Origin of the sequence: Gillisia limnaea DSM 15749 (assembly GCF_000243235.1) — a bacterium.
GTDB lineage: Bacteria > Bacteroidota > Bacteroidia > Flavobacteriales > Flavobacteriaceae > Gillisia > Gillisia limnaea.
In genome coordinates, this window is record NZ_JH594606.1 from 3,522,730 (window position 1) to 3,548,689 (window position 25,960).

Annotated in this window: 27 protein-coding genes and 1 tRNA gene; 11 read left to right on the forward strand and 17 right to left on the reverse strand. The window is 35.9% G+C overall.

Annotated features, from left to right (window positions below; translation table 11 throughout):
* Nucleotides 1-210: 210 nt before the first annotated feature.
* Entirely contained in the window at nucleotides 211-1,662 is a 1,452-nt protein-coding gene (locus tag GILLI_RS17355; protein WP_040507159.1) for a S41 family peptidase, read from the reverse strand.
* 128 nt (nucleotides 1,663-1,790) lie between these two features.
* Here GILLI_RS17355 and GILLI_RS17360 point away from each other — a divergent pair, with 128 nt between their 5' ends.
* From GILLI_RS17360 to GILLI_RS17375, 4 genes are read left to right on the forward strand one after another with little or no spacing between them, the layout of a single operon-like run.
* Nucleotides 1,791-2,300, forward strand: a complete 510-nt coding sequence (locus GILLI_RS17360; RefSeq protein WP_006990433.1) for an RNA polymerase sigma factor — start codon at nucleotides 1,791-1,793, stop codon at nucleotides 2,298-2,300.
* Entirely contained in the window at nucleotides 2,287-2,736 is a 450-nt protein-coding gene (locus GILLI_RS17365) for a hypothetical protein (protein ID WP_006990434.1), read from the forward strand. The genes GILLI_RS17360 and GILLI_RS17365 overlap by 14 nt, the downstream gene beginning before the upstream one ends.
* A 1-nt stretch (nucleotide 2,737) precedes the next feature.
* Nucleotides 2,738-3,268, forward strand: coding sequence for a DUF4252 domain-containing protein (locus GILLI_RS17370; protein WP_006990435.1), 531 nt, complete (start codon nucleotides 2,738-2,740; stop codon nucleotides 3,266-3,268).
* 57 nt (nucleotides 3,269-3,325) lie between these two features.
* Nucleotides 3,326-3,868 (forward strand): DUF4252 domain-containing protein, encoded by a 543-nt coding sequence (locus GILLI_RS17375; protein ID WP_006990436.1) that lies wholly within the window; start codon nucleotides 3,326-3,328, stop codon nucleotides 3,866-3,868.
* 73 nt (nucleotides 3,869-3,941) lie between these two features.
* Here GILLI_RS17375 and purB read toward each other — a convergent pair whose 3' ends face one another.
* From purB to GILLI_RS17390, 3 genes are all read right to left on the reverse strand, one after another.
* A complete protein-coding gene (gene purB / locus GILLI_RS17380; protein WP_006990437.1) occupies nucleotides 3,942-5,279 on the reverse strand; it encodes an adenylosuccinate lyase in 1,338 nt (445 codons plus the stop codon).
* Nucleotides 5,280-5,491: 212 nt separating this feature from the next.
* Entirely contained in the window at nucleotides 5,492-6,178 is a 687-nt protein-coding gene (locus GILLI_RS17385; RefSeq protein ID WP_006990438.1) for an SIR2 family NAD-dependent protein deacylase, read from the reverse strand.
* Between the two features lie 377 nt (nucleotides 6,179-6,555).
* Nucleotides 6,556-6,629, reverse strand: a tRNA-Met gene (locus GILLI_RS17390).
* A gap of 177 nt (nucleotides 6,630-6,806) precedes the next feature.
* On the opposite strand from GILLI_RS17390, the gene GILLI_RS17395 reads away from it, so the two are divergent.
* Together GILLI_RS17395 and GILLI_RS17400 are read left to right on the forward strand one after the other, a co-directional pair.
* Nucleotides 6,807-7,193: an START-like domain-containing protein gene (locus tag GILLI_RS17395; protein WP_006990439.1), complete on the forward strand. Its 387-nt coding sequence runs from the start codon at nucleotides 6,807-6,809 to the stop codon at nucleotides 7,191-7,193.
* A gap of 53 nt (nucleotides 7,194-7,246) precedes the next feature.
* Nucleotides 7,247-8,092, forward strand: a complete 846-nt coding sequence (locus GILLI_RS17400; RefSeq protein WP_006990440.1) for an aminotransferase class IV — start codon at nucleotides 7,247-7,249, stop codon at nucleotides 8,090-8,092.
* Here GILLI_RS17400 and GILLI_RS17405 read toward each other — a convergent pair.
* From GILLI_RS17405 to GILLI_RS17425, 5 genes are all read right to left on the reverse strand, one after another.
* Nucleotides 8,089-8,649, reverse strand: coding sequence for a YqgE/AlgH family protein (locus GILLI_RS17405; RefSeq protein WP_006990441.1), 561 nt, complete (start codon nucleotides 8,647-8,649; stop codon nucleotides 8,089-8,091). The genes GILLI_RS17400 and GILLI_RS17405 overlap by 4 nt on opposite strands.
* Before the next feature lie 119 nt (nucleotides 8,650-8,768).
* Nucleotides 8,769-9,041: an HU family DNA-binding protein gene (locus GILLI_RS17410; RefSeq protein WP_006990442.1), complete on the reverse strand. Its 273-nt coding sequence runs from the start codon at nucleotides 9,039-9,041 to the stop codon at nucleotides 8,769-8,771.
* Between the two features lie 185 nt (nucleotides 9,042-9,226).
* Nucleotides 9,227-10,174: a methionyl-tRNA formyltransferase gene (fmt, locus tag GILLI_RS17415; RefSeq protein WP_006990443.1), complete on the reverse strand. Its 948-nt coding sequence runs from the start codon at nucleotides 10,172-10,174 to the stop codon at nucleotides 9,227-9,229.
* The gene (locus tag GILLI_RS17420) at nucleotides 10,171-12,075 is read right to left on the reverse strand and encodes a RecQ family ATP-dependent DNA helicase (protein WP_006990444.1); all 1,905 of its coding nucleotides are present in this window, start codon (nucleotides 12,073-12,075) and stop codon (nucleotides 10,171-10,173) included. The genes fmt and GILLI_RS17420 overlap by 4 nt, the downstream gene beginning before the upstream one ends.
* Nucleotides 12,076-12,077: 2 nt before the next feature.
* Nucleotides 12,078-12,617: an AAA family ATPase gene (locus GILLI_RS17425; RefSeq protein WP_006990445.1), complete on the reverse strand. Its 540-nt coding sequence runs from the start codon at nucleotides 12,615-12,617 to the stop codon at nucleotides 12,078-12,080.
* Nucleotides 12,618-12,699: 82 nt separating this feature from the next.
* On the opposite strand from GILLI_RS17425, the gene GILLI_RS17430 reads away from it, so the two are divergent.
* The 3 genes from GILLI_RS17430 to murA all read left to right on the forward strand — a co-directional run bounded on the left by GILLI_RS17430 (nucleotide 12,700) and on the right by murA (nucleotide 15,270).
* Nucleotides 12,700-12,993 (forward strand): DUF493 family protein, encoded by a 294-nt coding sequence (locus GILLI_RS17430; RefSeq protein ID WP_006990446.1) that lies wholly within the window; start codon nucleotides 12,700-12,702, stop codon nucleotides 12,991-12,993.
* Nucleotides 12,994-13,300: 307 nt separating this feature from the next.
* Nucleotides 13,301-13,942 (forward strand): DUF4290 domain-containing protein, encoded by a 642-nt coding sequence (locus GILLI_RS17435; protein WP_006990447.1) that lies wholly within the window; start codon nucleotides 13,301-13,303, stop codon nucleotides 13,940-13,942.
* Between the two features lie 14 nt (nucleotides 13,943-13,956).
* A complete protein-coding gene (murA, locus tag GILLI_RS17440) occupies nucleotides 13,957-15,270 on the forward strand; it encodes a UDP-N-acetylglucosamine 1-carboxyvinyltransferase (RefSeq protein WP_006990448.1) in 1,314 nt (437 codons plus the stop codon).
* 55 nt (nucleotides 15,271-15,325) lie between these two features.
* Here murA and GILLI_RS17445 read toward each other — a convergent pair whose 3' ends face one another.
* Nucleotides 15,326-16,780 (reverse strand): hypothetical protein, encoded by a 1,455-nt coding sequence (locus tag GILLI_RS17445; protein WP_006990449.1) that lies wholly within the window; start codon nucleotides 16,778-16,780, stop codon nucleotides 15,326-15,328.
* 98 nt (nucleotides 16,781-16,878) lie between these two features.
* Between GILLI_RS17445 and GILLI_RS17450 the strand changes: the two genes are divergently transcribed.
* Together GILLI_RS17450 and GILLI_RS17455 are read left to right on the forward strand one after the other, a co-directional pair.
* Nucleotides 16,879-17,640, forward strand: a complete 762-nt coding sequence (locus tag GILLI_RS17450; RefSeq protein WP_006990450.1) for an MBL fold metallo-hydrolase — start codon at nucleotides 16,879-16,881, stop codon at nucleotides 17,638-17,640.
* Nucleotides 17,640-18,137 (forward strand): hypothetical protein, encoded by a 498-nt coding sequence (locus GILLI_RS17455; protein ID WP_006990451.1) that lies wholly within the window; start codon nucleotides 17,640-17,642, stop codon nucleotides 18,135-18,137. The genes GILLI_RS17450 and GILLI_RS17455 overlap by 1 nt, the downstream gene beginning before the upstream one ends.
* On the opposite strand, the gene GILLI_RS17460 is transcribed toward GILLI_RS17455, so the two are convergent.
* The 7 genes from GILLI_RS17460 to GILLI_RS17490 form a co-directional block, all read right to left on the reverse strand.
* The gene (locus GILLI_RS17460; RefSeq protein WP_006990452.1) at nucleotides 18,134-18,793 is read right to left on the reverse strand and encodes an alpha/beta hydrolase; all 660 of its coding nucleotides are present in this window, start codon (nucleotides 18,791-18,793) and stop codon (nucleotides 18,134-18,136) included. The genes GILLI_RS17455 and GILLI_RS17460 overlap by 4 nt on opposite strands.
* 86 nt (nucleotides 18,794-18,879) lie before the next feature.
* Nucleotides 18,880-19,206 (reverse strand): DUF4870 domain-containing protein, encoded by a 327-nt coding sequence (locus GILLI_RS17465; RefSeq protein ID WP_006990453.1) that lies wholly within the window; start codon nucleotides 19,204-19,206, stop codon nucleotides 18,880-18,882.
* 51 nt (nucleotides 19,207-19,257) lie between these two features.
* The gene (locus GILLI_RS17470; RefSeq protein ID WP_006990454.1) at nucleotides 19,258-20,514 is read right to left on the reverse strand and encodes a dihydroorotase; all 1,257 of its coding nucleotides are present in this window, start codon (nucleotides 20,512-20,514) and stop codon (nucleotides 19,258-19,260) included.
* On the reverse strand, nucleotides 20,511-22,427 hold the full coding sequence (locus GILLI_RS17475) for a BatA domain-containing protein (protein WP_006990455.1): 1,917 nt from the start codon (nucleotides 22,425-22,427) through the stop codon (nucleotides 20,511-20,513). The genes GILLI_RS17470 and GILLI_RS17475 overlap by 4 nt, the downstream gene beginning before the upstream one ends.
* A 60-nt stretch (nucleotides 22,428-22,487) precedes the next feature.
* A complete protein-coding gene (locus GILLI_RS17480) occupies nucleotides 22,488-23,687 on the reverse strand; it encodes a GAF domain-containing sensor histidine kinase (protein WP_006990456.1) in 1,200 nt (399 codons plus the stop codon).
* Between the two features lie 196 nt (nucleotides 23,688-23,883).
* On the reverse strand, nucleotides 23,884-25,110 hold the full coding sequence (locus GILLI_RS17485; RefSeq protein WP_006990457.1) for a GAF domain-containing sensor histidine kinase: 1,227 nt from the start codon (nucleotides 25,108-25,110) through the stop codon (nucleotides 23,884-23,886).
* A 77-nt stretch (nucleotides 25,111-25,187) separates the two neighbouring features.
* Entirely contained in the window at nucleotides 25,188-25,955 is a 768-nt protein-coding gene (locus tag GILLI_RS17490; RefSeq protein ID WP_006990458.1) for a TIGR02757 family protein, read from the reverse strand.
* Nucleotides 25,956-25,960 lie beyond the last annotated feature (5 nt).

The window sequence follows — 25,960 nt, forward strand, 5'->3', positions numbered from 1 at the left end:
TTTCGAATTCCCCGAAGGATCCGAAGGCTTACTTAGGAGGTACTTATTTACCTTTTCGCTTTTGATGATGCTTTCACGTGTACGGATGCTCATAATAAATTGAATCGTGAACAGTTGCTCACCCGAAGTCATTGATTTTATTTACAAAGAGGAACTAAAAAGGGGTTGCGATTTAATCGAAACCCCTTTTTAATTAACATACTTATTGACTTATTTATTGATAAGTTCTGGAATTTTGTCAATATACATCTTTTGATAATCCAGTTGATCCATTCCACTTTCTCCAACCGGCTTAAATAATTCCTTAGACTCAGGAATAGAAATCCTATTTCCAAGGATTACATCCAAAGCCAACTTTAAAAAGGGTTCATTAGGATCTCCCAACTGTCCAAGGTTTTGGTAATCCTCTGAAATCACATAATCTGGATCCAGTCCGTTGATATAATCTGAAACTCCTGCAGAATTTACCGATTTCAAAACCAAAGGCTGAATTGCATAGGTATGAGTGGTGTTTGCATTAGTTCTTCCAAAGTTTTGAGAATCATATAAAGTAACCGAAGCCTGGAATTTCCCGGTGGTGGTTTCACCAATTTGTACCACATCTATATAAGGATCAAGGCCGTTAATTACCAATTCGCTGGCCGAAGCAGATCTTCCTGTGGTTAGAACATACACCTTTCCAAGATTTAGACTATTAATTACTTCTCCTGTTTTTAGTGTGGTGTTAAATTTATTTAAAAGCCTCTCTGGATTTGTGCTTTGAAAGTGTGCTTGATATTCAGCATTCCATACTTCTTTCATAAATAATTGACCTGCAAACTGTCCGGTGATCATAGCTGCCATATCTGTGGCGGTTCTAACAGATCCCCCCCCATTGTAACGAAGATCCAAAACAAGATCTGATACGTTAGCGGTCTTGAATTCCCCAAACGCATCGTTCAATTCTTTATCGAAATCGGCTGTAAAACTGTCGTAATAAATATAGCCTACGTTTTTACCCTCAATTTCAAGTACTTTGGAAACGAATACCGGGTTTTTAACATATTCCCGTTTGGTCAATGTGAAGGTTTCTTCAAGATTGATAATATTAGATTCTTCCAGTTTAGCAAGGCCAATTGTAAAAGTATCTGGAGCTAAAAGTGTTGAAAAGTTCGTATCGGTTAATTGTTGTCCATCTACTCTGTTAAAGATCATCCCTCTCTCTACACCCTCTTCATCTGCAGAAGTATTGGGAAGGACAAGTCGAACGTATGCAAATATTTCGCTACAGCTGCTACAATTTCTCACCAAACCATAGGATAAACCAGAGGTTTTGCTTACCCCGCTGAATAAGCGTTCAAGTTCAACATAATCATCAACTATCCAACTAAATTTATCCTGACTAGCAGTAACGCCATTATCAAAAAGATCTTCTGGAGAAGAATAATTATCTAAAAAGTTGTTTCTTTCAGCCTGAGTAGCAAAAGCGTCATCAGCTAATTTTGGAACATCCGCTTTATAGAGATAATAAAAGTTCATCCCGCGATAAATAAAATTTTCCACAACTAAACTACGTTCTCCAGCAACCGGAGGTGTAGGTCCTTTATCATCTGCATCATCAGAACAGGAGATTGTAATGCCGCCAAATAAAAAGACAAGTAAAACAAGTTTGTAAATTTTCATAGAATTTTTCATATAATTTTTAATAGGGTGTTAAAAGTAACTCCAATTGAAATTTAAAAAAAATTTTGTAACAAATTACTTTTAAGTTCGTCGTAAATATAAGAAGGTCAATTCAAAACCAACGTTAAATGAATCAAAAAACCTTTATTGGTGTTGTAAATCCGGTTAAGGATAAAATGTACCGTTTGGCACTTCGATTGTTGATTTCTAAAGATTCTGCTGAAGATGCCACTCAGGAGGTTCTTTTAAAATTATGGAGCCGTAAGGATAAAATCAAGGATTATGCCAATATTGAAGCTTTTGCAATGACAGTCACGAAGAATTATTGCCTGGATCAGTTAAAATCCAAACAAAATAATAATTTAAAGATCGTACACACCAATTATGAAAGTCAGGACCGATCTGCTTTTGATCAACTTGAAACAAATGACCGGTTAAAACAAATTTCGCTAATTCTGGAAACATTGCCGGAGCAACAAAAGTTGATTTTTCAATTAAGGGATATTGAAGAATATGAATATGAAGAGATCTCCAAAGTAATGGATATGAATGAAACTGCCATAAGAGTGTCCCTTTCCAGGGCAAGAAAAAAAATTAGGATAGAACTGTTAAAAAAAGATAGTTATGGAATTACATAAATTAGAATCCCTGGTTAAAAGATATGATGATGGGGGAACAACCCTGGAGGAAGAAAAATTATTAAAGAAATATTTCCATTCAGAAAAAGTACCCGAACATTTAAAAGAATATGAAGTGATCTTCAGTTTTTCAGAAGAGGAAAAAAATATTTGTCATCCCGGGAAATTTAAATTAAAATCGGACAAGAAATGGTATGCCATTATTGGGGTAGCTGCAAGCATTCTTATAGCTTTTGGAATCTTTACATTTCAAGAAAATCAACAACAAAATTTTCCCCAAAATGAACTGGGAACCATAGAAACACCTGAAGAGGCTTATTTTAAAGCTAAAGAAACGTTGCAAATGGTGGCACAGATTATGAATAACAGCAAAGAAGAATTAGTGTACTTAGATGAATTTAATAAAACCAAAAATCAAATCATAAAAATTAAATAACATGAAAAAATTAATCTTAATAATTACAATTGGCCTGATCTCTTTAGTGGGAAGTGCACAAAATTTCCAGAAGTATGAAACTATGAAAGATGTGGATGCCATGATAATGACCAGTAAGATGTTTAAACTTCTTGCAAAAGTGGACATTAGTGCGGATGATCCAGAAGCACAGCAGTATTTAAATTTGATTGAAAATTTAAAGGAAATAAGGATTTTTACTACGAACCAGACCTCCATACAAACTCAAATGGCGGCAGATGTTACCTCCTATTTAGGTAAAGGTTCACTGGAGCAGTTAATGCGGGTAAATGACGGAGGAAGAAATATAAAATTTTATTCTAAACCCGGAAGAAATGAAAATTATGTAAGTGAACTTTTTATGTTCATGGAAGGCGAAAAGGATGGAAAGCCTATTTCAGTAATAATGAGCATTACCGGTGATATTGATCTTACGCAACTTTCCAAGTTGGCTTCAGACCTGAAAGTTCCAGGAGCAGAGGAACTGAAGAATGTGAAGAAAAAATCAAAATAAAAAACCGGATTAGATTCTACTACCAGAAACGAATTATTGATTATAAAATTTAATATAATGAAAAGTATAAAATTTATAGGGTTGGTTGCACTTGGCCTGCTTTTTAGTTGCAACAATGAGGAAAGCCTTCAGCAATATTATGTTGCAAATCAGGGAAACAACGAGTTTGTTGCTATTGATGTCCCTACAAGTATGTTTACCAGTTCTGATTCACTTAGCCCGGAGCAAAAAGCGACTATGGAGACCATCAAAAAAATTAATTTGCTGGCAATTCCAAAAAAAGCTGAAAATATTCAGATTATTGAAGATGAACAGATCAAGATATCCGAAATCCTAAAAAATGAGAAGTATGAATTATTGATGCGTTACGGAGGAGGTGATACCCGTGTGGAAATCTATTATACAGGTGATGAAGAAGCTGTAGATGAAATAATAGTTTATGGGTTTGATCAAGATCGTGGGATGGGACTTGCCAGAGTTCTTGGAGATGATATGAATCCAGGTGATATCTTAAGCTTGTTTAGATCTCTTGAGAAAGGCGATATTGATATGGATGGTTTGAAAGGAATAACTTCTATGTTTATAGAAAAAACAGAATAGTTGATAAATAGAAATCTAGAAAGCCGGGGTATTCATATGGAAACCCCGGCTTCTTAATTCTAAAATCTTTGGTTTAAATACCGGTGTAATTCTGAGGAGTAATAGACTTTAACTCTGTTTTAATTTCCTTAGAGATATTAAGGGTTTCAATAAAATTGGACATACTTTCTTTATTGATCACTTCATTTGTTCGGGTTAATCCTTTAAGAGCTTCATAAGGATTTGGATAACCTTCCCTTCTTAAAATGGTTTGAATCGCTTCTGCAACAACAGCCCAGTTATTTTCAAGATCTTGTTCAATTTTTGTTTTATTCAGCAATAATTTATTTAAACCTTTAAGGGTCGATTGAAATGCGATAAGTGTATGGGCGATTGGCACTCCAATATTTCTTAAAACAGTACTGTCGGTTAAATCCCTTTGCAAACGACTTACTGGTAGTTTTGCCGAAAGATGTTCAAAAATAGCGTTGGCAATACCAAGATTCCCTTCACTATTTTCAAAATCTATGGGGTTTACTTTATGCGGCATCGCAGAGGATCCTACCTCGCCTTCTTTTATTTTTTGCTTGAAATAATCCATTGAAACATAGGTCCAGAAATCTCTGTCAAGATCTAGCAAAATGGTATTGATCCTTTTTAAGGCATCAAAAAGAGCAGCCATATTATCATAATGTTCAATTTGAGTGGTAGGAAATGAATGGTCAAGTCCTAAAGTATCCTCTACAAATCCGGAACCGAATTCTTTCCAGTTCACCGACGGATATGCAACTTTATGCGCATTATAATTTCCTGTTGCACCACCAAATTTGGCGGAATGTGGAATCATACTCAAATTCTTTACCTGAGCCTTTAGCCTTGTTGTGTAAACCTCCATTTCTTTCCCCAGGCGGGTAGGGGATGCCGGTTGTCCATGTGTTCTTGCCAAAAGTGGGATTGCTGCCCATTCTTTGCTTAAACCAGTTAATTTAACTATAATTTCATTTAATGAAGGCAAATAAACATTTTCTACAGCCTCTTTCAAACTTAAAGGTACAGCTGTATTATTTATATCCTGTGAAGTAAGGCCAAAATGGATGAATTCCTTAAATTCCTGAAGTTCCAGCTTATCAAATTTTCCCTTGATGAAATATTCTACAGCCTTTACATCATGATTTGTTGTTTTTTCTATTTGCTTTACAGCTGCTGCATCAATAGCCGTAAAATTTTTATAGATATCTCTTAGTTTTGAGAATGATTTTGTATCAATTTTCTTTAGTTGAGGTAAAGGCAATTTACAAAGAGCTATAAAATATTCAATTTCGACTCTAACCCTGTACTTTATAAGCGCCTCCTCACTGAAATAAATGATAAGGTCTTTGGTCTTTTGGTGATATCTCCCGTCTATTGGTGAAATTGCTGTAAGCGGCGTCATTTTTATTAATTTAAATTTGAAGCGCTAAAGATAAGTCTTTACCAAATTTTAAAAAGACTGTTTTGATGTTAATTTAAAAATGATATTTTATCCTGCCAGGGAGTCTAATTTTCGGCCGTATACTCTTTCGATTCGGGCTGGATTTCATCGAGTTTCTGAATTCTATCTCCTATAATAACATATTAGCCTGATCAGAGGTCATTTATTGAAGTTTAATTCGTGATCTCTAAAAGCTGGTCTACAAGTTTAGGAACTCCTATAGCCGCTTTTTCGTTGATTATTGTAATATCAGAGCCCGGGGAGATGGTAGGTTTAGGATCAATAAAATAAATCCTTGTACCCTGTTTCACAAAATCCATTAGAGCGGCAGCCGGATAAACCTGCATGGAAGTTCCAATTATTAGCAGAATATCCGCCTGTTCGGTGATTTCTGCAGCTACGCTAAACATTGGGACAGCCTCACCAAACCATACAACGTGTGGTCTTAACTGAAAGTTATGCTCACAGAAATCTCCGGGATTTAAATCGGATCTCCAATCCATAATGAGGTCTTCATCAAAGGTGCTCCTAACCTTCAAGAGTTCTCCATGAAGATGAATAACACTAGTGCTTCCGGCTCTTTCGTGAAGATCATCAATATTTTGTGTTACCACGCTTACCTTATATTTCTTCTCGAGTTTTACAAGCGCAAGGTGTGCAGCGTTGGGGTTAACCGCTAAAAGCTGTTTGCGGCGTTCGTTATAAAACTGTAAGACTTTTTTAGTGTTTCGTTCCCAGCCCTGTGGCGATGCCACTTCCATAATGTCGTGACCTTCCCATAAACCATCGGCATCCCTAAATGTTTTTATTCCGCTTTCAGCGCTTATTCCTGCTCCGGTAAGTACAACTACATGTTTCATTATTAAATTGAATTGCTTGTAAATTAAGGTTTTAAAGGAATAAATTCAGGAAGATGTTTAATTTTTTTCAGAAGGAACTATTATTTTTCGTAATGCGGAAATGATTTCCTTTATCAATCCCTGTTTTTCAATTAGTTGGACGACGCTTAGTTTTAAATTACCTGGCCAATTTCACAAACAGATTTCGACAATTTATGTGTGATAAACTTAACTCCCAGTTTTTAAAAGACTAAATCCTTTAACTGGAAAATGGTTTTTTGGGTAAGAACAATTCGCAGCAAAAGTTTTTAGGATCAAAAAAGCTAAAAAAACATATTGGAATAAATATGTAAATAAAAAACCCGGGATTTAAATCCCGGGTTTTTTTGATTCACTAGTAGCGAGAAGGGGGCACGATCCCCTGACCTCCGGGTTATGAATCCGACGCTCTAACCAACTGAGCTACCTCGCCATTTTATCATGATTTCGCGAACAAGAAAATGCTTAACTAACCAAGGCATCCTTCTTAGCGGCTGCAAATATAGAAACTATTTCAGTTGAGGCAAATATTATTTTCTGAAATATTTATTTTGTTTATTTTTTATGTTAGCAATTAATATTTATATTGCCCAAAACTAACAAATAAAGCATGGAAGATAAAGTTAAGTACGAGATGGAATTTCCTATTCAGGCATCCCCTTCGTTATTATATCAATATATTTCAACACCTTCTGGATTAAGTGAGTGGTATGCGGATAATGTAAATTCCAGAGGTGAACTTTTTACTTTTATTTGGGATGGATCTGAGGAGAAGGCCAATTTGGTGAGTAAAAAGAACGGGGAACGAATCAAATTTCGTTGGGAAGATGATACAGACACCCCATATTATTTTGAAATAAGAATTCAGGTGGATGAAATTACCAAAGATGTTTCCATCATGATAACAGATTTTGCCGAAGAAGATGAAATTGACGAAGGAAAAATGCTTTGGGAGAATATGATCTCCGATCTAAAACAGATTTTGGGTTCCTCTTAGATTTCTTTATTTTAAATACTACATTTGCCCCGTTTATTAAACGGGGTTTTTTTATGATAAATTTAAACGGAAATATAGTCGAAAACGAGCAGGCAACAATTACTGTTTTTAATAGGGGATTAGCTTATGGGGATTCGGTATTTGAAACTATTCGGGTTATAAGCGGAAAAATAATGTTCTGGGAGGATCATTATTTTAGGCTTATGGCATCCATGAGAATTATGAGAATGGAAATTCCTGAAAATTTTTCACCAGAATTCCTGGAAGAGCAAATCCTGAATTTAATCAAAGAAAACCTTCTTGAAAATTCTCCGGCAAGAATCAAGTTTACCGTATATAGAAAACAAGGAGGTTATTATAAACCTAAAACCCTGGATATCGATTATTTTATTCTGGCCGAGGAATTAAAAGATCCATTTTATTTATTCAATTCCGATAAATACGAAATAGAGCTTTTTAAAGACCATTACATCACAAGCGGATTATTATCTTCTATTAAATCCAATAACCGCGCTATAAATGTATTGGGGAGCATATACGCTAAGGAAAATCAATATAACAACTGTTTGCTTCTAAATGAAAATAAAGCCGTTGTAGAGGCTTTAAACGGGAACATTTTTCTTGTGAAGGATAACAAAATAAAAACTCCGCCGCTAGCTGAAGGTGCTTTGAATGGTATTATAAGAAAACAGGTGATCTCGATAATCAAAAAGATGATGGATCTTGAAATAGAGGAAGCATCAATTTCACCTTTTGAACTTCAAAAAGCCGATGAATTGTTTATTACCAATGTGATTGTAGGGATACAGCCGGTTACAAAATATAGAAAAAAGGAATTTGGGGCAGAAGTGGCGAAAGAACTTCTTTCAAAACTTAATGTAAAGGCAAGGCTTGCCTAGTTGTAACTTGGATTTTCCGGTGCATTGGACCATAGCATATAATCCCCGCCCAATTCAATCATTTTATCTTTCCAAAAGGAGCGATATGGACGTTCTATAATATCTTTTGCATCCTGATGAGAACTTATGATCCATGCATTAGTGTCTAGTTCATCTTTTAACTGCTGTGCATCCCATCCTGAGTATCCCAGGAAAAATCGTATTTGTTTCTCAGTAATCAAATCGTTTAAGATCAATTCTTTTACAACTTCAAAGTTACCGCCCCAATAAATGCCGTTCGCAATCTCTATGCTTTCCGGAATAAGCTCCGGAACCTTATGGATGAAATATAAGTTGTCCTGTTCTACAGGCCCGCCATTATAAACCTTAAATCCTTTATCGAGTTCAGGGATTAGGTCATTCAAGGTGAAATCAAGAACCTTATTAAGTATAAAACCAATTGAGCCACTTTCGGAATGTTCTGCAAGCAAAATCACCGATCGGTTGAAAGATGCATCTCCAATGATTGAAGGCTCAGCCACTAAAAGGAGTCCCTTGGATGGTTTTAAAGCTATCATAATTAAATACTTTAATTAAATCTAAAGATTTAATTATTAATTTCAAATGATTTTTATTGTTTTTTGTAAAAAAAAACTCTCCCGAGGGAGAGTTGATTTTATTTACTAATTACTAAGAATTAGTTTACAGCTTTTTGCAAGTCTGCTCCTGCTTTAAATTTCACTACATTTTTTGCAGCAATTTTAATAGTTTTTCCAGTTTGTGGGTTTCTTCCTTCACGAGCAGCTCTTTTAGAAACTGACCAGGAACCAAATCCAACTAAAGAAACACGATCACCTTTTTTAAGGGACTTTTCTACATTTTCTAAGAATGATTCTAATGCCTTTTTTGCTGCTGCTTTTGAGATACCAGCGTTTTCAGCCATTGCATCGATTAAATCCGTTTTGTTCATAATTTGAATTTTAAATTAATTGTTGGTTAAACGTTCTGTTAATTTGCTTTACAAATTTATGTGGATTTCTAAGCCGTGCAAGTAATAACAAGGGAAATACGGATTTTTGTTGATAACTTTAACATTTTGTTAATAAAATAAGATTGATTTTCACGAAAATTCATAGTTTCAGCAATCACAAGGCCTTAGAGAACTTTGGCATCTGTTTCAAAATAATAGCCATTTAAAAGTTCCTTGGTGAGCATTTTTCGTTTTCCCGGTAACTGAATTTCCATTAAAATTACAAAACCGTCCTTAACAGCGACCTTTAGCTGTTTCTCAACCAAAAGCAATTCCCCAATCGAAAATTTATGTATTTCCTTCGAGATTTCAGCTTGATAAATTTTCATTTGTACTTGTTCCCTGTCATTTTTCAAATTGGTCCAGGCAGCAGGATATGGATTTAGACCCCTTATAAAATTGTAAACTTGCTCTATTGAAACATTCCAGTTTATTCGGGTATTTTCCTTTGTGAGTTTAGGAGCTTCATTTAATGCGAGTTCAAGGTTTTGTTTCGTGGGAATAACTTTGTTATTTTGGATTAACTCAAGGGTTTCCACAACAAGTTCTGCACCTGTTTGCATCAATTTATCATGTAATTCGCCTACACTTTCATCCGCTTTAATTTCAACCTCCCTTTGAAGGATCATCGCACCCGTATCTATCTTTTCATCTATAAAAAACGTGGATACTCCGGTTACGGTCTCTCCGTTTATGATAGCCCAGTTTATTGGAGCTGCTCCGCGATATTGAGGCAGGAGGGAAGCGTGAAGGTTAAAAGTTCCATAGTCGGGTAACTGCCAAACGACCTTGGGCAGCATTCTAAATGCTACTACTACCTGAATATTTGGGTTTAAGGCTTTTATTTCTTCAATAAATTCAGAAGATTTTAAATTGACCGGTTGCAATACATGGAGGCCATGAGCTACTGCATATTGTTTAACTGCGCTTTCCTGAAGTTTTCTCCCACGCCCAGAAGGTTTGTCTGGAGCAGTCACAACGCCCAACACATTAAAACCGGCTTTAATAATTTCTTTTAATGTAGAAACAGCAAACTCCGGCGTACCCATAAAAACTATTCGTAAATTTTTCATAAATGTTTTAACTTATATTTATTGCTTGCATTTAAATTGATAATATCCTTTTCCATCATCAACTGCAACACCTTGAGTATTCCAGCTTCAGGATAGGGAAGTGCTGCTACAAGTTCTCTTGAGTTTTTCTCACCAGATTCCAGTAATTCTATAATCCCAAGATACATGTGTTTTATCAAATCCTTTTTAAAATTCTTTTCGGGAGGAAGACAAACCGAACAAATTCCGCATTTTTCGGTAGTGTTTTCCCCAAAATAATTCAGAAGTTGCTGGCTTCTGCAGGTTTTTTCATTTCCCACATAAGATAGAATGGCCTCTATTTTATCTGTTTTATTTTTTATCTGATTTTTTATGTATTTTGAAAAAGGATAGATTCCGGTTTCATCCTCCCTTGGAACCAAAAATGTGATGGAAGCGTCATTTTGCTGATGTTCAAACTCAACAATCTTATCTTGGTGTAGCTTATTTAACACCTTAATGACTTCAGCTTCTGTAGTAGTTGCTTTTTTTCCTACTGAAGAAAGGTTCACGGGCATTTTATTTTCAAAAATTCCGCCATAATTCCGCAAGATCGCTTTCACGGTTGGATCAAATTTGGAATTTTCTTCCAGATAATGAAAAAGCTGTTTGTTTGAAATTATAAACTGTAAGAGTGCCGATTTTTGATATTGCTGTGAAAGTTTTAGAATACTTATCCTGTCCAGTAATTGCAGCGCATTATAGGCTTTTATTGAATTAAACTGGTAGCGGTTGCAAAATTCAGCAAAATTAAAATCGTGAGTTGTATCCATGCCTTCCCCATAAGCGATTTGAAAATAAGTGACTAGTTTTTTATAGATAAGGATTACAAATTCCATATCCGGAAGGGTGTTTATAAACTGATTTTTAAGGAGAGGAATATCACTTTTATTAGTAATTATGGTTGCCGCTGCGTTTTGATCGTCCCTTCCTGCGCGTCCAGCTTCCTGAAAATAACTTTCTATACTTTCAGGCAGGTTGAGATGTACCACATTTCGTACGTTGGGTTTGTCTATACCCATTCCAAAAGCATTTGTGGCCACCATAATTTTCACATCTTCCTTAAGCCACCCACTAAGTCTTTTAGATTTCTCTTTCCCGGTCAATCCACCATGATAGGCTGCAACTTTATAGCCATAATATTCAAGTTCCCTCGAGATTTCCTGAGTTGCATTCCTGCTTCGCACATAAATGATCGCAGATTTGGATTTATCTTCCAGTAATTCCCGGAGTCGGTAGATCTTATCTTCAGCAAAAAGAACATTAAATGCAATGTTTTTTCGCTCCAGAGACTTTTTAAATATCTTTGGATTGGAAAGCAATAATTGTTTCTTGATATCCTCTACAACTTCCTTTGTAGCAGAAGCGGTTAAAGCCATTACAGGAACTCCCGGATGTAATTCTCTTAAAATTGAAATATTGAGATAGGCCGGACGAAAATCATGACCCCACTGGGATATACAATGTGCCTCATCTACCCCAATTAAATTCACATTCATTTGTTTGATGCGCTGTTGTACCAGTTCCTGCTGTAAACGCTCTGGAGAAAGGTAGAGAAATTTGTAATTTCCGTGGATGCAATTATCAAGAAGAGCATCCAACTCTGTAAAAGAAATTCCGGAAGTGATTGCCAGGGCCTTAATCCCTTTCTTTTGAAGGCTACCTACCTGGTCTTCTATGAGTGCGACCAACGGGGAAATAATAATACAAATTCCATCTTTTAGCAATGCCGGAATTTGAAAACATAGGGATTTTCCACCTCCGGTAGGCAATAAGGCGATAATATCTTCCCCCTTATATGCTTCGGAAATAATTTCTTCCTGTAAAGACCTAAATGATTCGTGTCCCCAGTACTTTTGAAGTATGTGTTTTGCTTCCTGCAAGTTTAGGCATCAAGATTATTCAATATGAAATCACAGCGTTTGTTTATACTGCCTTTTGGCACCTCTATAGGCTCATATCCAAAGCCAAGGTATGTTTTTTCAAGATAGGAATGTATGACTTTTGCCTGCTCAAAAGTTTCATAACGCTCATTATCGTTTACATAAATTTCTTTCCAGGGTGGTAATAAAAACACCTTTTCATATTTATATAAGGTACAGGCTTTAGAGAAAGTAGAGGGATATTCTGTGCCAAAATAATCCATGTAGGCCAGAACATCAGGGATACCACGGTCTATGAATATGTGATTTTCTGAAGAGCTTTTCGACTCGTGATGTTGATTTATTCTTGCTTCGAGTAGTTTAAAGCTGAATAAGAAAGGGTCTTCCAGAAAAAGTTGATCGATACCCTGTTTTTGAGCTTCTGCAGTAACTTCCCTGGAAACCTCATGCAGGCAACAGTGCCCATTGGACTCCAGTTTTTTGATAACTGAAGATTTTCCGGAACCGGGGCCTCCCGTAATAAGTATTCTTTTATTTTTCACTTTGCAAATTTCGGTATTTGTATGCTATAAAAAAAATGAAGTATAGATTGTATATTTGCACTTTATTGAAAGAACAACTATGATGGATTCAGCTCAAAACCCCGAAGAATTTTACGAAAATTTAAAGATCAAATTACAGGATACAGCCATGTGGCCCACGGAATATTTGTATAAATTTATAGTGGTCACAAAGGAATCAAAAGTAGAGATCATTCAGCAGGTATTTGACAATATGGGGGCTGTGATCCAAACTACGAAATCTAAAAAAGGAAAATACACCAGTGTTTCGGTAAATGTCAGGATGAAAAATCCAGATGCCGTAATTGAAAAATACAAGGAGATAGGTGAAAAAGTGGATGGGGTGATCTCCTTATAGTTAACGGCTTTTTAAGCCTTTTCTCATATAATTTAAATAAACTTTGTTTAATTCCATCGGTGATTTTAATTGACTATTACACGCCTGTCCTATTCAGATTGGATCTCAGCGAAATTCTGGAAATTTCTTCCTTTTAAATGTTTCTTTAGCTTTCTTAGAGCCAATTGATTTTTATCCTGGAAGTAGTGTTTCGGGCCGTTGACCTTCTGTTCTTTAAAATGTTCAAAGAATAGGGGATTTGAATAATATTTAGTATTTTGCACCCGATATAATTTCTACCTATAGTTATTACCTTTAAATTTCAATTTTGACATACGAACTAGAATATAACTCTGAAAGGAGTAAGCTGATCATTCCCGAATATGGGCGGCATTTGCAGAAAATGGTTGAACATACCCTTGCTATTGAGGATGATAAAGAACGAAACAAAGTAGCCAAATCTATTATTGCCATAATGGGTAATATGAACCCTCATTTAAGGGATGTTCCCGATTTTCAGCATAAATTGTGGGATCAAATTTTTATCATCAGTGATTTTAAACTTGATGTAGATTCCCCTTTCCCAAAACCTACCAGGGAATTACTTGAAGCACATCCAACTCCAATGGGCTATCCACAGAATTTTCCAAAATATCGTTTTTACGGAAACAATATTAAAAGAATGATCGATGAGGCTGTAAAAATGGAAGAAGGGCAATTAAAAGAAGCTCTTGTACTTGCCATCGCTAACCACATGAAGAAATCCTATCTCAACTGGAACCGGGAAACGGTGGATGATGATGTGATCTTTGATCACTTGAAGGAATTAAGTGGGGGAACTATCAATCTTAAAAATAGTGAAGAGGACCTTAGTGAAGCTTCAAACTTGTTAAAAGGAAATAAAAAATACAAAAACACACCAAAAAAAGCAGTTAGCAGCCGACCAGCACGTGGGCGTAAACGCTTTTAAAATACACTTACCAAATGGGAACTTTCCAAATTGAAGGAGGTCATTCCTTAAGCGGGGAAATACAACCTCAGGGGGCCAAGAATGAAACGTTGCAAATACTTTGTGCAGTACTGTTAACCTCCGAAAAAGTCACTATTCACAATATTCCAGACATCATTGATGTCAACAAGCTTATAAGTCTGCTTCGAAATTTAGGCGTAAAAATTGAAAAAATAGGAAGATCAAATTACAGTTTTCAAAGTGACGATTTAAATTTTGAGTATCTGGAAAGTGAAGCTTTTAAAAAGGATGGAAGCGGATTAAGAGGATCTATAATGATCGTTGGACCATTGTTGGGCAGATTTGGAAAAGGATTTATTCCTAAGCCCGGTGGAGATAAAATAGGACGACGTCGCCTGGACACTCATTTTGAAGGTTTTATAAAGCTTGGAGCTGAATTCCGTTATAACAAAGAAGAAAGGTTTTACGGGGTTGAAGCGCCTAATGGATTAATAGGGAACGATATGTTGCTTGAAGAAGCTTCGGTAACCGGAACTGCAAACATTGTAATGGCTGCGGTTTGTGCCAGGGGGACTACCACTATTTATAATGCTGCATGTGAACCCTATTTACAGCAGTTATGTAAGATGCTAAATTCAATGGGGGCCAAAATCCAGGGCATTGGATCCAATTTGTTGCATATTGAAGGAGTTGATACCTTTACAGGTTGCGAACACCGCATACTTCCCGATATGATCGAGATTGGCTCTTATATTGGACTTGCAGCAATGACTAAGAGTGAGATCACCATTAAAAATGTAGGATGGGAACATTTGGGTATTATCCCTAATACCTTCAGAAAACTTGGAATAACTATTGAAAAAAGAGGTGATGATATTCATATTCCTGCACATACGGAAGGATATGAAATTCAAAACTTTATCGATGGTTCGATAATGAATATAAGTGATGCACCCTGGCCTGGTTTTACCCCGGATTTACTCAGTATTATACTCGTAGTTGCAACCCAGGCAAGAGGAAGTGTGCTGATTCATCAAAAAATGTTTGAAAGCAGGTTGTTCTTCGTGGATAAGCTTATCGATATGGGTGCTAAAATCATTTTATGTGATCCGCATAGGGCTACCGTGATAGGACATGATTTTCAATCTAATTTAAGATCCACCACGATGACTTCTCCAGATATTAGAGCTGGAGTAGCTCTTTTAATAGCTGCCATGTCTGCCAAAGGAACTTCAACCATCCATAATATCGAGCAAATAGATAGAGGTTACGAAAATATAGATGAAAGGCTTCGTGCGATTGGAGCTAAAATTAAAAGAATTGCATAAAAAAAAAGGGTCGGTTTAATTTTAGTTAAACCGACCCTTTTTTTTGCAATTCCAATTATACCTTCTTCTCGATCTTCTTTTCAAGATATCCAAATAAATTCTGATTTTTGATCATTGCAGAGGTCCGTTCTGGCAACATATCTTCCCATCCATTTTTTCCATCACTAATCATTTGCAGGATTTCTCGTGAGAAAATATCCAGAATTTCCGGATTGTAATCTTCTATATCCACCACTTTACCGTTATATTTAAAGAATTTGTACAACTCTTTCATCCTTGGATGAACCTTAAGATTATCACTATTAACAATCTCTCCTGTTTCCGGATCTTTTAGTGGATATAAATATACCTTCAGATCTTTAAAGAATAATTTACCAAAAGCTTCCAGGATCCCCCCGCTTAAATGGCGATAGTATTTTTCGTCAAAAATATCCACCAGATTATTCACTCCCATTGCAAGACCCATTCTCTCCTTGGTAAATCTTGAGAAATATTCAACAACTTTATAATACTCCTGAAAATTAGAGATCATTACTGTTTGGCCTAAAGAACATAATAACTCTGCCCTATCCATAAAATCGCGTTCATCGATCTCTCCTTCAGCTCTTAAATTAGAAAGGGTTATTTCAAAGATTACCTCGGTGTTTTCTTCTGAAACCTTCTTTTCTTTTATAAAAAGCTCCAGGGACTGCTTATACATATCCATATTCACCTTGGTAACCGGGCGGAAACTTCCGCGCAAAGCAAGAATATTCTTCTTATAGAGTATTTTTGCCGGTAAAATGTTGTTACCATCAGGGGCAAACATTACCGCATCTGTCATGCCATTTTTAACTAATTGTAAACTCATCAGCCTGTTATCTACCTGTTCAAATCTTGGCCCGGAAAAGTTTATCGTGTCAATTTCAAGTTGATCTTTATCTATATGATCGTATAAATACCGGAGTAATTTTTTTGGATTATCATATTTATAATAAGCTCCGTAAATTAGGTTTACACCAAGGATGCCTAAGGTTATTTGCTGCAGACGTGCGTCATTTTCATGAAAACGGATGTGCAGGCTTATCTCGTTATAACCCTCACTGGGATCTACCTGGTAGCGAACACCTACCCATCCATGGCCTTTATATTGTTTTGCGAAATCAATGGTTGCCACTGTATTTGCGTAGCTAAAGAATAACTTATTAGGATGTTTTTCGCGGCTTATTCTTTCTTCAATTAAATTGATTTCATGAGATAACATCTTCTTAAGTCGAACCTCCGTAACATAGCGTTTGTCCTCTTCAATTCCATAGATGGCATCACTAAAGTCTTTGTCATAGGCGCTCATTGCCTTAGCAATCGTACCTGAAGCACCGCCGGATCTAAAGAAATTCCTAACGGTCTCCTGGCCGGCACCTATTTCGGCAAAGGTCCCATAGATATTTTCGTTGAGATTGATTCGTAAAGCTTTACTCTTAATTGAAGGGACATTTTCAAATTCTCTATCCCCCATAATGGTTATGGGCATATTCTTTTCTTTTGAAATACTATTAGGTAGTACAAAGGTACTAAAACCCTTTCCTATAGAAAAAAAATATACTTACTTTTGCATTAAAACCGCAATCTTTGAAAGTAACATTTTTAGGCACAGGTACATCTCAGGGAGTACCAATTATAGGGAGTACACATCCGGTTTGTTTAAGCGAAAACCCGAAAGATAAACGATTGCGAGTTTCGGTTTTAGTAGAGTGGAATTCCCACAATATCTTGATAGATTGTGGTCCGGATTTTCGTTTGCAAATGCTTGCCAATAAGGTTTCTCATATAGATGCCATTCTTTACACACACGAACATAACGACCACACTATTGGATTGGATGATATCCGACCCTATTTCTTCCGGCAGGGGGATATACCAATTTATGCTCATAAAAGAGTTCTGGATTCGCTTAAAAAGAGATTTGATTATATTTTTGAATCTGAAAATAAATATCCCGGATCTCCGGGAGTCAAAGTGAATGAAATTCAAAACGAGACTTTTAAATTTAAAGATTTTGACATTATTCCTGTGAACGTGATGCATAACAGGTTACAGGTTTTTGGATTTAGACTCAAGGATTTTGTTTATTTAACCGACGTGAAAACAATAGAAAAGGAAGAAGTTGAAAAGTTGAGAGGGGTAAAGGTTTTGGTTATCAATGCCCTTAGAAGAGAACCGCATCATTCCCATTTCAATCTTGAAGAAGCACTGGAATTTATCCGGGAGGTGAATCCGGAAAGGGCTTATTTAACTCATATAAGCCACCAACTTGGATTTCATGAAGAAGTCCAGGCGGAGTTGCCGGAAAATGTTTTTCTGGCCTATGATAATTTAAAAATTGAACTATAATGCGCAATAAAATATTTTTGTACCTATTTATTTTTATGTTTCTGTTTACTGTTTTTATTTATGTAAATGATAAAAAAATACTTGATGCCAAAGAGGAGCAAATTGAGAATTTACAGGGGAGATTGTCTGAGGCTGATATCGAGAATGAAGTGCTTTCCAGAAAAAATGCCGGACTCAATTATTTCTCGATGAACCAAAATGAAGCAGCGATTTCCTATTTTGAAGATCGGGGGATAAATGCGGAAGAATTAACGCGTAAAGTTGAAGATGAAATAATAAGCCGAAACAGGGCGAATGAGGATAATGAACTTGTTCCTTTTGAAGGTATGGAGGGTGTAATGCGCATCAATAAAGTGAAGGTTCTAAACCATAAATGGATTATTGCAGATTTTACCGATGGGAAGTTTTGGGGTGAACTTTTAATCTCTTATGAGGTAGATGAAAATAAAAACCTTCAGCTCATCACAGAAAAATCATTTTTATATCCTGCAGATTAAATTCGTTCTTTTATCCAGTTTTTCAGCTCCATAAAATTTTGGGGAGCTACTCCATGACCAACAGGAAATTCTGAATATTGATGAGCTATACCCAGTTCTTTTAATTTTTCGGGCGCTTTTCTGGCCCAGTTTACTGGAATAACCTGATCCTGACTTCCGTGGGAAGCATAGATATCCAGACTGGAAAAATTGTTTTTAGAAAAATCTTCCTTCAGAATGTCGAGGTTAATGTATCCGCTTAACGCAATGAGGTTTTTAACCATTTCAGGATGGCTTAAAGCAACAGCATAACTTAAAATAGTACCCTGACTGAATCCCAATAGTGTAATATTTTTCGGATCGACAGGATATTGGGTAATTGCCTCCTTTATGAATTTAACGATCTTATCCCTGGATTCCCTGGCCTGATCATTATCGCTGAATTTCCCCTGAACAGAATCAAAATTAATTGCATACCACGCATTTCCATAAGGTTCCATCGCGTAAGGTGCCCGAACAGAGATAATCATTAATTCTTCCGGAAGTTCATTTGCAAATGAGAAAAGATCGTTTTCATCACTGCCATACCCGTGAAACATGAATAGTGTGGGAACTTTTTGATCTTTTAAGGAAGATTCTCTAATTATATGATGTAAAGATAAATTTTGAGTTTTCATCTGTGTATTTTATTTTTTTAGCGGACATATGCGACATCCAAATAAAAATTCCAATGTGTGGGAAAAATTTTCCAATGGATGTTTCATTAACTTATAGTGCTAAACCATTTTTGATATTGTGTTCCAAGAATTGGAACTTCTCTTTGTTCACCCTGAATTGCCGTTACCATGCCGTAACCCCAAAGTACCGCTATAAAGATCCAGAAGGCGTATGTAATCATCCAGCTGTCAAAAATACTTATAAGCGCTCCAAGTACGTAAAATGTAATATGGATTCCCAAAGCCTGCCGGATATGAAAGCTGGCAAAGGTATTTTTTGCGTCATTATTCATGAAATATGCGATAATAGTCCCGATTATGGTTAGGTAGGAAATTATTGCTGGGGTTTTGCCAGATTCAACAGTAGTATTCATAGGAAATTATTTTTAAATCGTGCGATTAAACAAAAGTATCACTTTTGAAGCTTATTCAGAAACAATAAGGTTTTTTCCTGAGATGATCCCGTAAACTTTTCCACAAAGCTTCGAATCCAGGAAGACACTGTTTTTAGAGGAGGAATGAATATTCTCAGTTGTGAAGGTATAAGTTCCTTCCGGGCTGAACATACTTAAATTTGCTCTTTTTCCTTCTTTTATAACCGGCATTTTCAAGCCGAAACGTTTCCGGCTTCCGGTTAAAAATCCGATGGTTTCATCCAGGGTGAATAATTGTAATAATGCCCCAAATGCCGATTCTAACCCTATGCTTCCAAACAAGGCATATTCAAATTCCACTTTTTTATGTTCTATATCAATAGGGGAGTGATCACTGGTAACCATATCGATGGTTCCTTCTTTCAATCCTTTAATAAGTGCCTTGATATCTTTTTTAGTTCGTAAGGGAGGTAAAACCTTTGTATTCGTATCAAATTCCTTTAGGAGATCATCTGTGAACAACAGGTTGTGGATTGCTACACTACAACTCACATTCAGGCCTTTCTTTTTTGCTTCCTTTATCAGTCTAACCGATTTTTCAGTAGAAATAGTTGGAATGTGTAATTTCCCTCCTGTATATTCCAGAATATAAAGATCACGAATAATCTGTAGTTCTTCTGCAAGTGCTGGAATTCCTTTCAGGCCAAGAAATGTGCTGCTCACCTCCTCATTTACCAATCCTTTTCCTGCAATTTTATTATCCTGAGGAAAGGAAAGCACCAACCCATCAAAATTTTGAGCATATTGAAGTGCAAGTTTTAATAAATTGGGATGTGCTATTGATTTTTTATGATCTCCAAAAGCGATGGCGCCCCCCTGGTGCATATCATAGAGCTCTGCCAGGTCTACTCCTTCACTGCCCTTTGTTAAGGAGCCAATAGGTGCAACTTTTACCGCATTATTCTTAGCTTTTGAAAGTATGGATGTGATGGCGCCATTATCATCTACAACTGGATTCGTATTTGGGTTGAGCGCAATATGCGTAAAACCGCTCTTAGCAGCAGCTTTAAGCCCATTTGAGATCGTTTCCCTCTCTTCAAATCCCGGTTCTCCAAAACTCACGCTGCTGTCAAACCATCCAGAAGAAACGTGAAGGTCCTTCAATTTTATTTCTTTGTCCACTTCCGAAATTTTAAGCGAAGTCCCAATTTTTTCAATTCTTCCATCCTTAATAAATAGATCCATCTTTTTGTGATGATGCGGTGAGTTGGGATCTATTATTTTGGCCGATCTTAGAAGTAGCTTCATTTAAAATATTTTAAGAGTAAGGTTTCCATAATTAAAAATAACAAGGCAAAAGTAACAAACCATTTCCAAAGGGTATCCACATCTTTTTTATATCCGCCGGAAGAAATGAATTGAGGAATATCATTTAAAATTTCAATATTTTTAATATTCTCAAGATCCTGGTAGACTTGTTCGCTTTCCTTTCTGTTTACATTATAACTAATTCCCATAATAGTGCGTTCATTTTGTAAAATACCGAAATTTCCTGGTTTCTGGGGAAATTCATCGGTAATCATTTCCACTTTATTTGAAAATCGCTGTTGCTGCGGAATGAAATTCGCGGTTTTAGAAGTTAGTTGTAAAATCTCATCATTTCCAGTGCTCACCGGTACTGTTATCTTGTTGGTTTCTCCCAGAGTGTAATAAAGTGGAGTGGGTTGAAGTGCTGAAATTCCCATGTTATAGAATGTAGGAACCACTAAAGGGGACCGTATAAAATTGCTGTTTTGGGAATTTAAAGCGGAACTAAAAAAATAATTACCTCCAATCCCTATTAAAAATGGTTCCTGATCCTGAAATGAAAGAATAGAAGGTCCTGAACCGGATATTTTATATGAAATCTGTGTTTTTGGATATTCAAAATTAGCAATCTCATCTTCAAAAACTCCATTGTACAAAGGATGTTGAAAGGATATACCGCTTATTCGTTTTTCTTGCTGTTGTTGGTTTTGAAATCCTGTCACACCAAGCTCGCGAACAAATAACCTGTAATTACTGCCTATATCTTCTATGGAGGGAATCAAGATGAATACTGTATTTTCCAACTTTTTTTGCTGAAAAGTGTTCAACAGGGAATTTGAAATTTCAGACACCTCATTTAAGATGATCACCTTCGAGGAGGCAAGTGCATTAAAATTTATTTCTGTATCTGTAAACGAAGTATAATTGAATTCCGGTGTGGTAAAAATCCTTTTGAGAAATGCATCATCTGCGTTATTAATGCTGCTGATGTTTATAGGTTCTATTTTATTAATGCTGAAATACAAAGTGTTATCAAATGCCAAATCATTGTCTTCAATTTGTATGCTTCCTGAAAGTAATTCTTCTTCAGAAATAGGAAAATCAAGTTGCTGCTTTTTGTTTTCAGAAAAATCCACCCCGGTTTTCCCAATTAATTTATCCCCGTTATAAAGTGAGACAGCAGTATTATTTGTAAAATCCTGAGAGGCACTTATTTCAATATTTAAAATTTGATCTCCGGAAGCTTCGCGGGTAATAAATGCCGAATCCAGACGAATATTTTCAAATCTTTCCGGTTTTAATGGAAGTGCATAGATGTTAGTGTTCTTTAATTCTAAATCTTCCGGCAGTGTAAATCCCTTTTGAAAATCGGAAATAAGAAGCAATTTTTTTTGAGCTGCACTATCCCGGGAAAAGAGACTTTCGGCTTTTAATGCAATGGTTTTAAAATCCTGGTGTATCCCAGTGTATTCCAGTTCCTGGAGGTCTTGTTTGGTAAGCTCAGGAAATTCCTCGGTATTGGTAATAAGTGTGAACTTTTGATTGTCCGGCAAGTTTTCAAGCAATTCCTGAATGCTACGGTCAAGAAGCCGGCCCTGCTGGCCATTTGCCTGCATACTATAGGAGTTATCGAGATAAATAACGGTTTCAATTGTGCCGTACTCTATGGTCTCATCAGGAATAAAAGGTTGTGAAAAAGCAAAAATAATACTGGCGAGCAGGAATAACCTCGTGGCAAGAACCAACCATTTTTTGAGTTTTGAACTCTTTCTGGTTTGTTGGGTAACTCGTTTTAGAAATTTGACATTGGTGAAATCTTCCCGGCGAAATTTTCTAAGTTGGAAAAGATGAACAAGTACAGGAATAATCAAAAAGAAGAGGGCGTAAAGAACTTCGGGATGATGAAACTGCATTGTGCTTTGAATATTTATCAAATATATAAAAAGCCCTTAAAATGGAAGCTTGTTAAACTATTAATGTCTTCTTATGCTAAAAGAAAAATTACTTCCCACACCGGGTGTTGAACTTACGTTAATCTCACCTCCAAGACTATTTACCAGCTTCTTTACGGTTGCAAGTCCAATTCCGCTTCCGGGGTTGCCATCCCGGTCATTCGTGTCCAGGGTATGAAATAATTCAAATATTTTGTCTGAATTCTCCGTAGAAAAGCCATCTCCATTATCAATGACTTCAAAATGATAAAAATCCTGGGTTTCTTTAAAGGTTATTTCAATTTTTCGAAGTTCCTTGTTATTGTATTTTAAAGCATTGCCAATTAAATTCAACAGTATTTGAGTCAGAGCTGCTTTATTTATGTTCTTTAGACTTGCGGTCTTTGGATATTTAATTTCGATATCATTTGAAAAATCATACAAATGAGCAATTCCTTTAAGGATTTGATGGAGGTCAACGTTTTCAGCAGCTTTTTCCAGAATATTTTCACTGCGGTAAAAATTAAGGATCCCATCAACATAATTCCTTAGGGAATAAGAAGATTCTACAAGGTAATTGAGATACTGAAGAGTTTCTTCATTGAATTTATCTTTATTCTCTTCCCTCAAAAGTTCTGTTAGGGAGATAATATTTGCAAGTGGGGATTTAATATCATGGGAAACCAGGCTTGCGAATTTTTCTAATTCCTGATATTTCTGTTTCAGCTTATTCTGGATCTGGAGGAATTTATTATTTTGGTTTCTAAACTCCAGCAACTTCATAATTTGGTTGGCAAGAATTTTTAGCGCTTTTTTCTGAAAATCTTCTAGCTCTCGCTCCCGGACATCAAGAATGTTTAACGCTCCAATAGACATACCTTTCGCATTAATAACAGGAACGCCATAATAGAACTTATATTCATTTTTAAAATAAGGCTTAGCCTTTTGAAAGAGTCCTGGATTTTCAGAAAACTTTACTGAAAAATATTCTTTACCGCTTTCCAGGGCTGCCTTTGAAAAGGAATTTTCCAGCTCCATTTCTTCCAGGCTAATTCCTGTTTTAGATTTGAACAAAACCTTCTCATTTGCAATAATTCCCAGGTATGCTACCGGAACATCACAAATTGAGGAAGCGAGAAAAATTAAATCATCGTAATCTTTATCATTAGATAAACTTAATAGTTGGTAATCCTGAATTACAGAATTTCTGGAATTTTGGGTCAATTTGGGATTGTACTCCATATAGAAGATCTAGCCGGTTCTTTAAATCAAATCAATAATAAGGAATTTTTTGTTAATAATTTAATGTAATCTAAATATTGTGAGCTATTTTCAGGTAAATTTATAGCAATATCAACAAGAGATCCGGAGAAAGAACTTAAGAGTATCTAGTTTTTCTACCTGAAATTAATTTTCAATAGTGTCCAGAGAACAAGGGTCAATTATCATCATCACAAATAGTATGATTTATTGAAAAGTGAAATGAGGTACCTTTATTAATATCGGAATCCACGGAGATTTCTCCACCCAGATAATTCACTAATTTTTTAACAGTAGAAAGTCCTATACCATTTCCTTTGTTTCCGCTTCTATCGGTTTCTTCTATAATGGTAAAGAGCTCAAAAATATCTTCTTGTTTATCTTTTGGAATCCCAATTCCATTATCTTTTACAGTGAAGTGATAGAATTCATGATCTTTCCTGCATTCTATATCAATGACTATTTCCTCTGTTTTATTATATTTTAAGCTATTGCTAACTAAATTGAGTATAATTTGCTCCAGTGCAATCCTGTTACAGTTCATCATCAAATTTTCCTCTGGCAGGTTAATTATACACTCATAGTCTATATTTAATAGGTCTATAATTTCTTCCAGAAGATCATGAATATCGAATTCTTCCTCAATTATAGATTCTGTAAGACTATCGCTTTCATAATGTTGGAGAATTCCGGTTATGTAACTGCTTAATTTAAAGGAAGATTGCTTTAAATAATTGAGATATTTAATTCCATCTTCATCAAATTTATCTGCATATTTAGCCTTTATCATATCTGCAGTTAAGATCATATTTGCCAGGGGCATTTTCATATCGTGAGAAACAGTTCCCGCAAAATCTTTTAACTGGCTGTTTTTTTCTTTAAGTACTTTGGTAACATTTTCAAGCTTTAAATTATGCCTTCTTAATTCAAAAAGATTTTCCACTTGCCTTGCTAGTGCTTTTAACGCACTTTTTTGATCATCGTTAAGAGAATTAGGCTTGGTATCTAAAACACATAAAGTTCCTATAGCGTTCCCGTTAAAAGATTTTAATGGCATTCCTGCATAAAACAGGATCTTGGGATCTGCAACTGTATAAGGGTTGTTTTCAAATCTTAAATCTTCACGTGTGTCTTTAACCTCCATCAATTCCTTCGGGTTTAGAATTGCATGAGAACAATGAGAAATTGCTCTGGGGGCACTATTTAAATCGGTTCCAACTTTAGATTTGAACCATTGTTGCTCTTTACCAATAAGGGTTATTAGAGAAACCGGAACATTACAAATGTAAGAAGCAAGTTTTGTAATGTCATCGTAGTTTTCCTCGGGATCTGTATGTAGAAGTTGTAATTCTTCCAGTGCTGCTAACCTTTTTTTTTCAGTGTGTGGAAGTTCTGCTTCTATCATGTATTTTATTTTTTTAGGGCCTGAGTCCAAGAATCTGATCAAATTTACTGATTTAATTTCAATTAGTTAAGACGATGTTAATATTTTTCAAACACGCCTAAACCAAAGAGCGCATAGTCATATTTCACTGGATCTTTGGGATCAAGTTTGCGTAAATTTTTATCGAGTTCGGCGAGGGCTTTTGCATCGTTTTGTTTTCTGTTTAATAAGCCAAGTTTTCTTGCTGTATTTCCGGAATGCACATCTAAAGGACAGGATAATTGAGCAGCATTAAGTTGGTTCCAGATTCCAAAATCAACATTGGCTGCATCGCTTCGAATCATCCATCGTAAATACATATTAATTCGTTTTGCGGCCGAATTTTTCATTGGATCACTCACATGTTTTTCGGTTCTGGAAAGATGGGGCAATTCAAAAAACACTTTTTTAAACTGATGTATGCTTCCCTGAAGGGAATCCATGTCAGCATATTTGGTAAAAACTCCTTCCAGCCCATAGTGCTGAGAATAAATGTTCTTTAAGGACTGCACGCAGTATTGGAGATCTCCACCATTAAAGGTACGGTGAACAAAATTTTCAAGTAAATCTAAATCCTTATCCCTATGATTCATCACAAAATCATACGGTGAATTATCCATAAGCTCCATGAGCGTGGTAGCATTTTTAAGAATGCTTTTTCTATTTCCCCAGGCGATGGTTGCGGTTAAAAAACCTGCGATTTCAATGTCTTCTTTTCTGCTGAAAAGGTGTGGAATTTGAACCGGATCAGATGCTATAAATTCCGGGGTGTTGTATTGTTCAACCTTAAAATCTAAAAAGGATTTTAATTCAGAATTTTTGAGCATTTAGT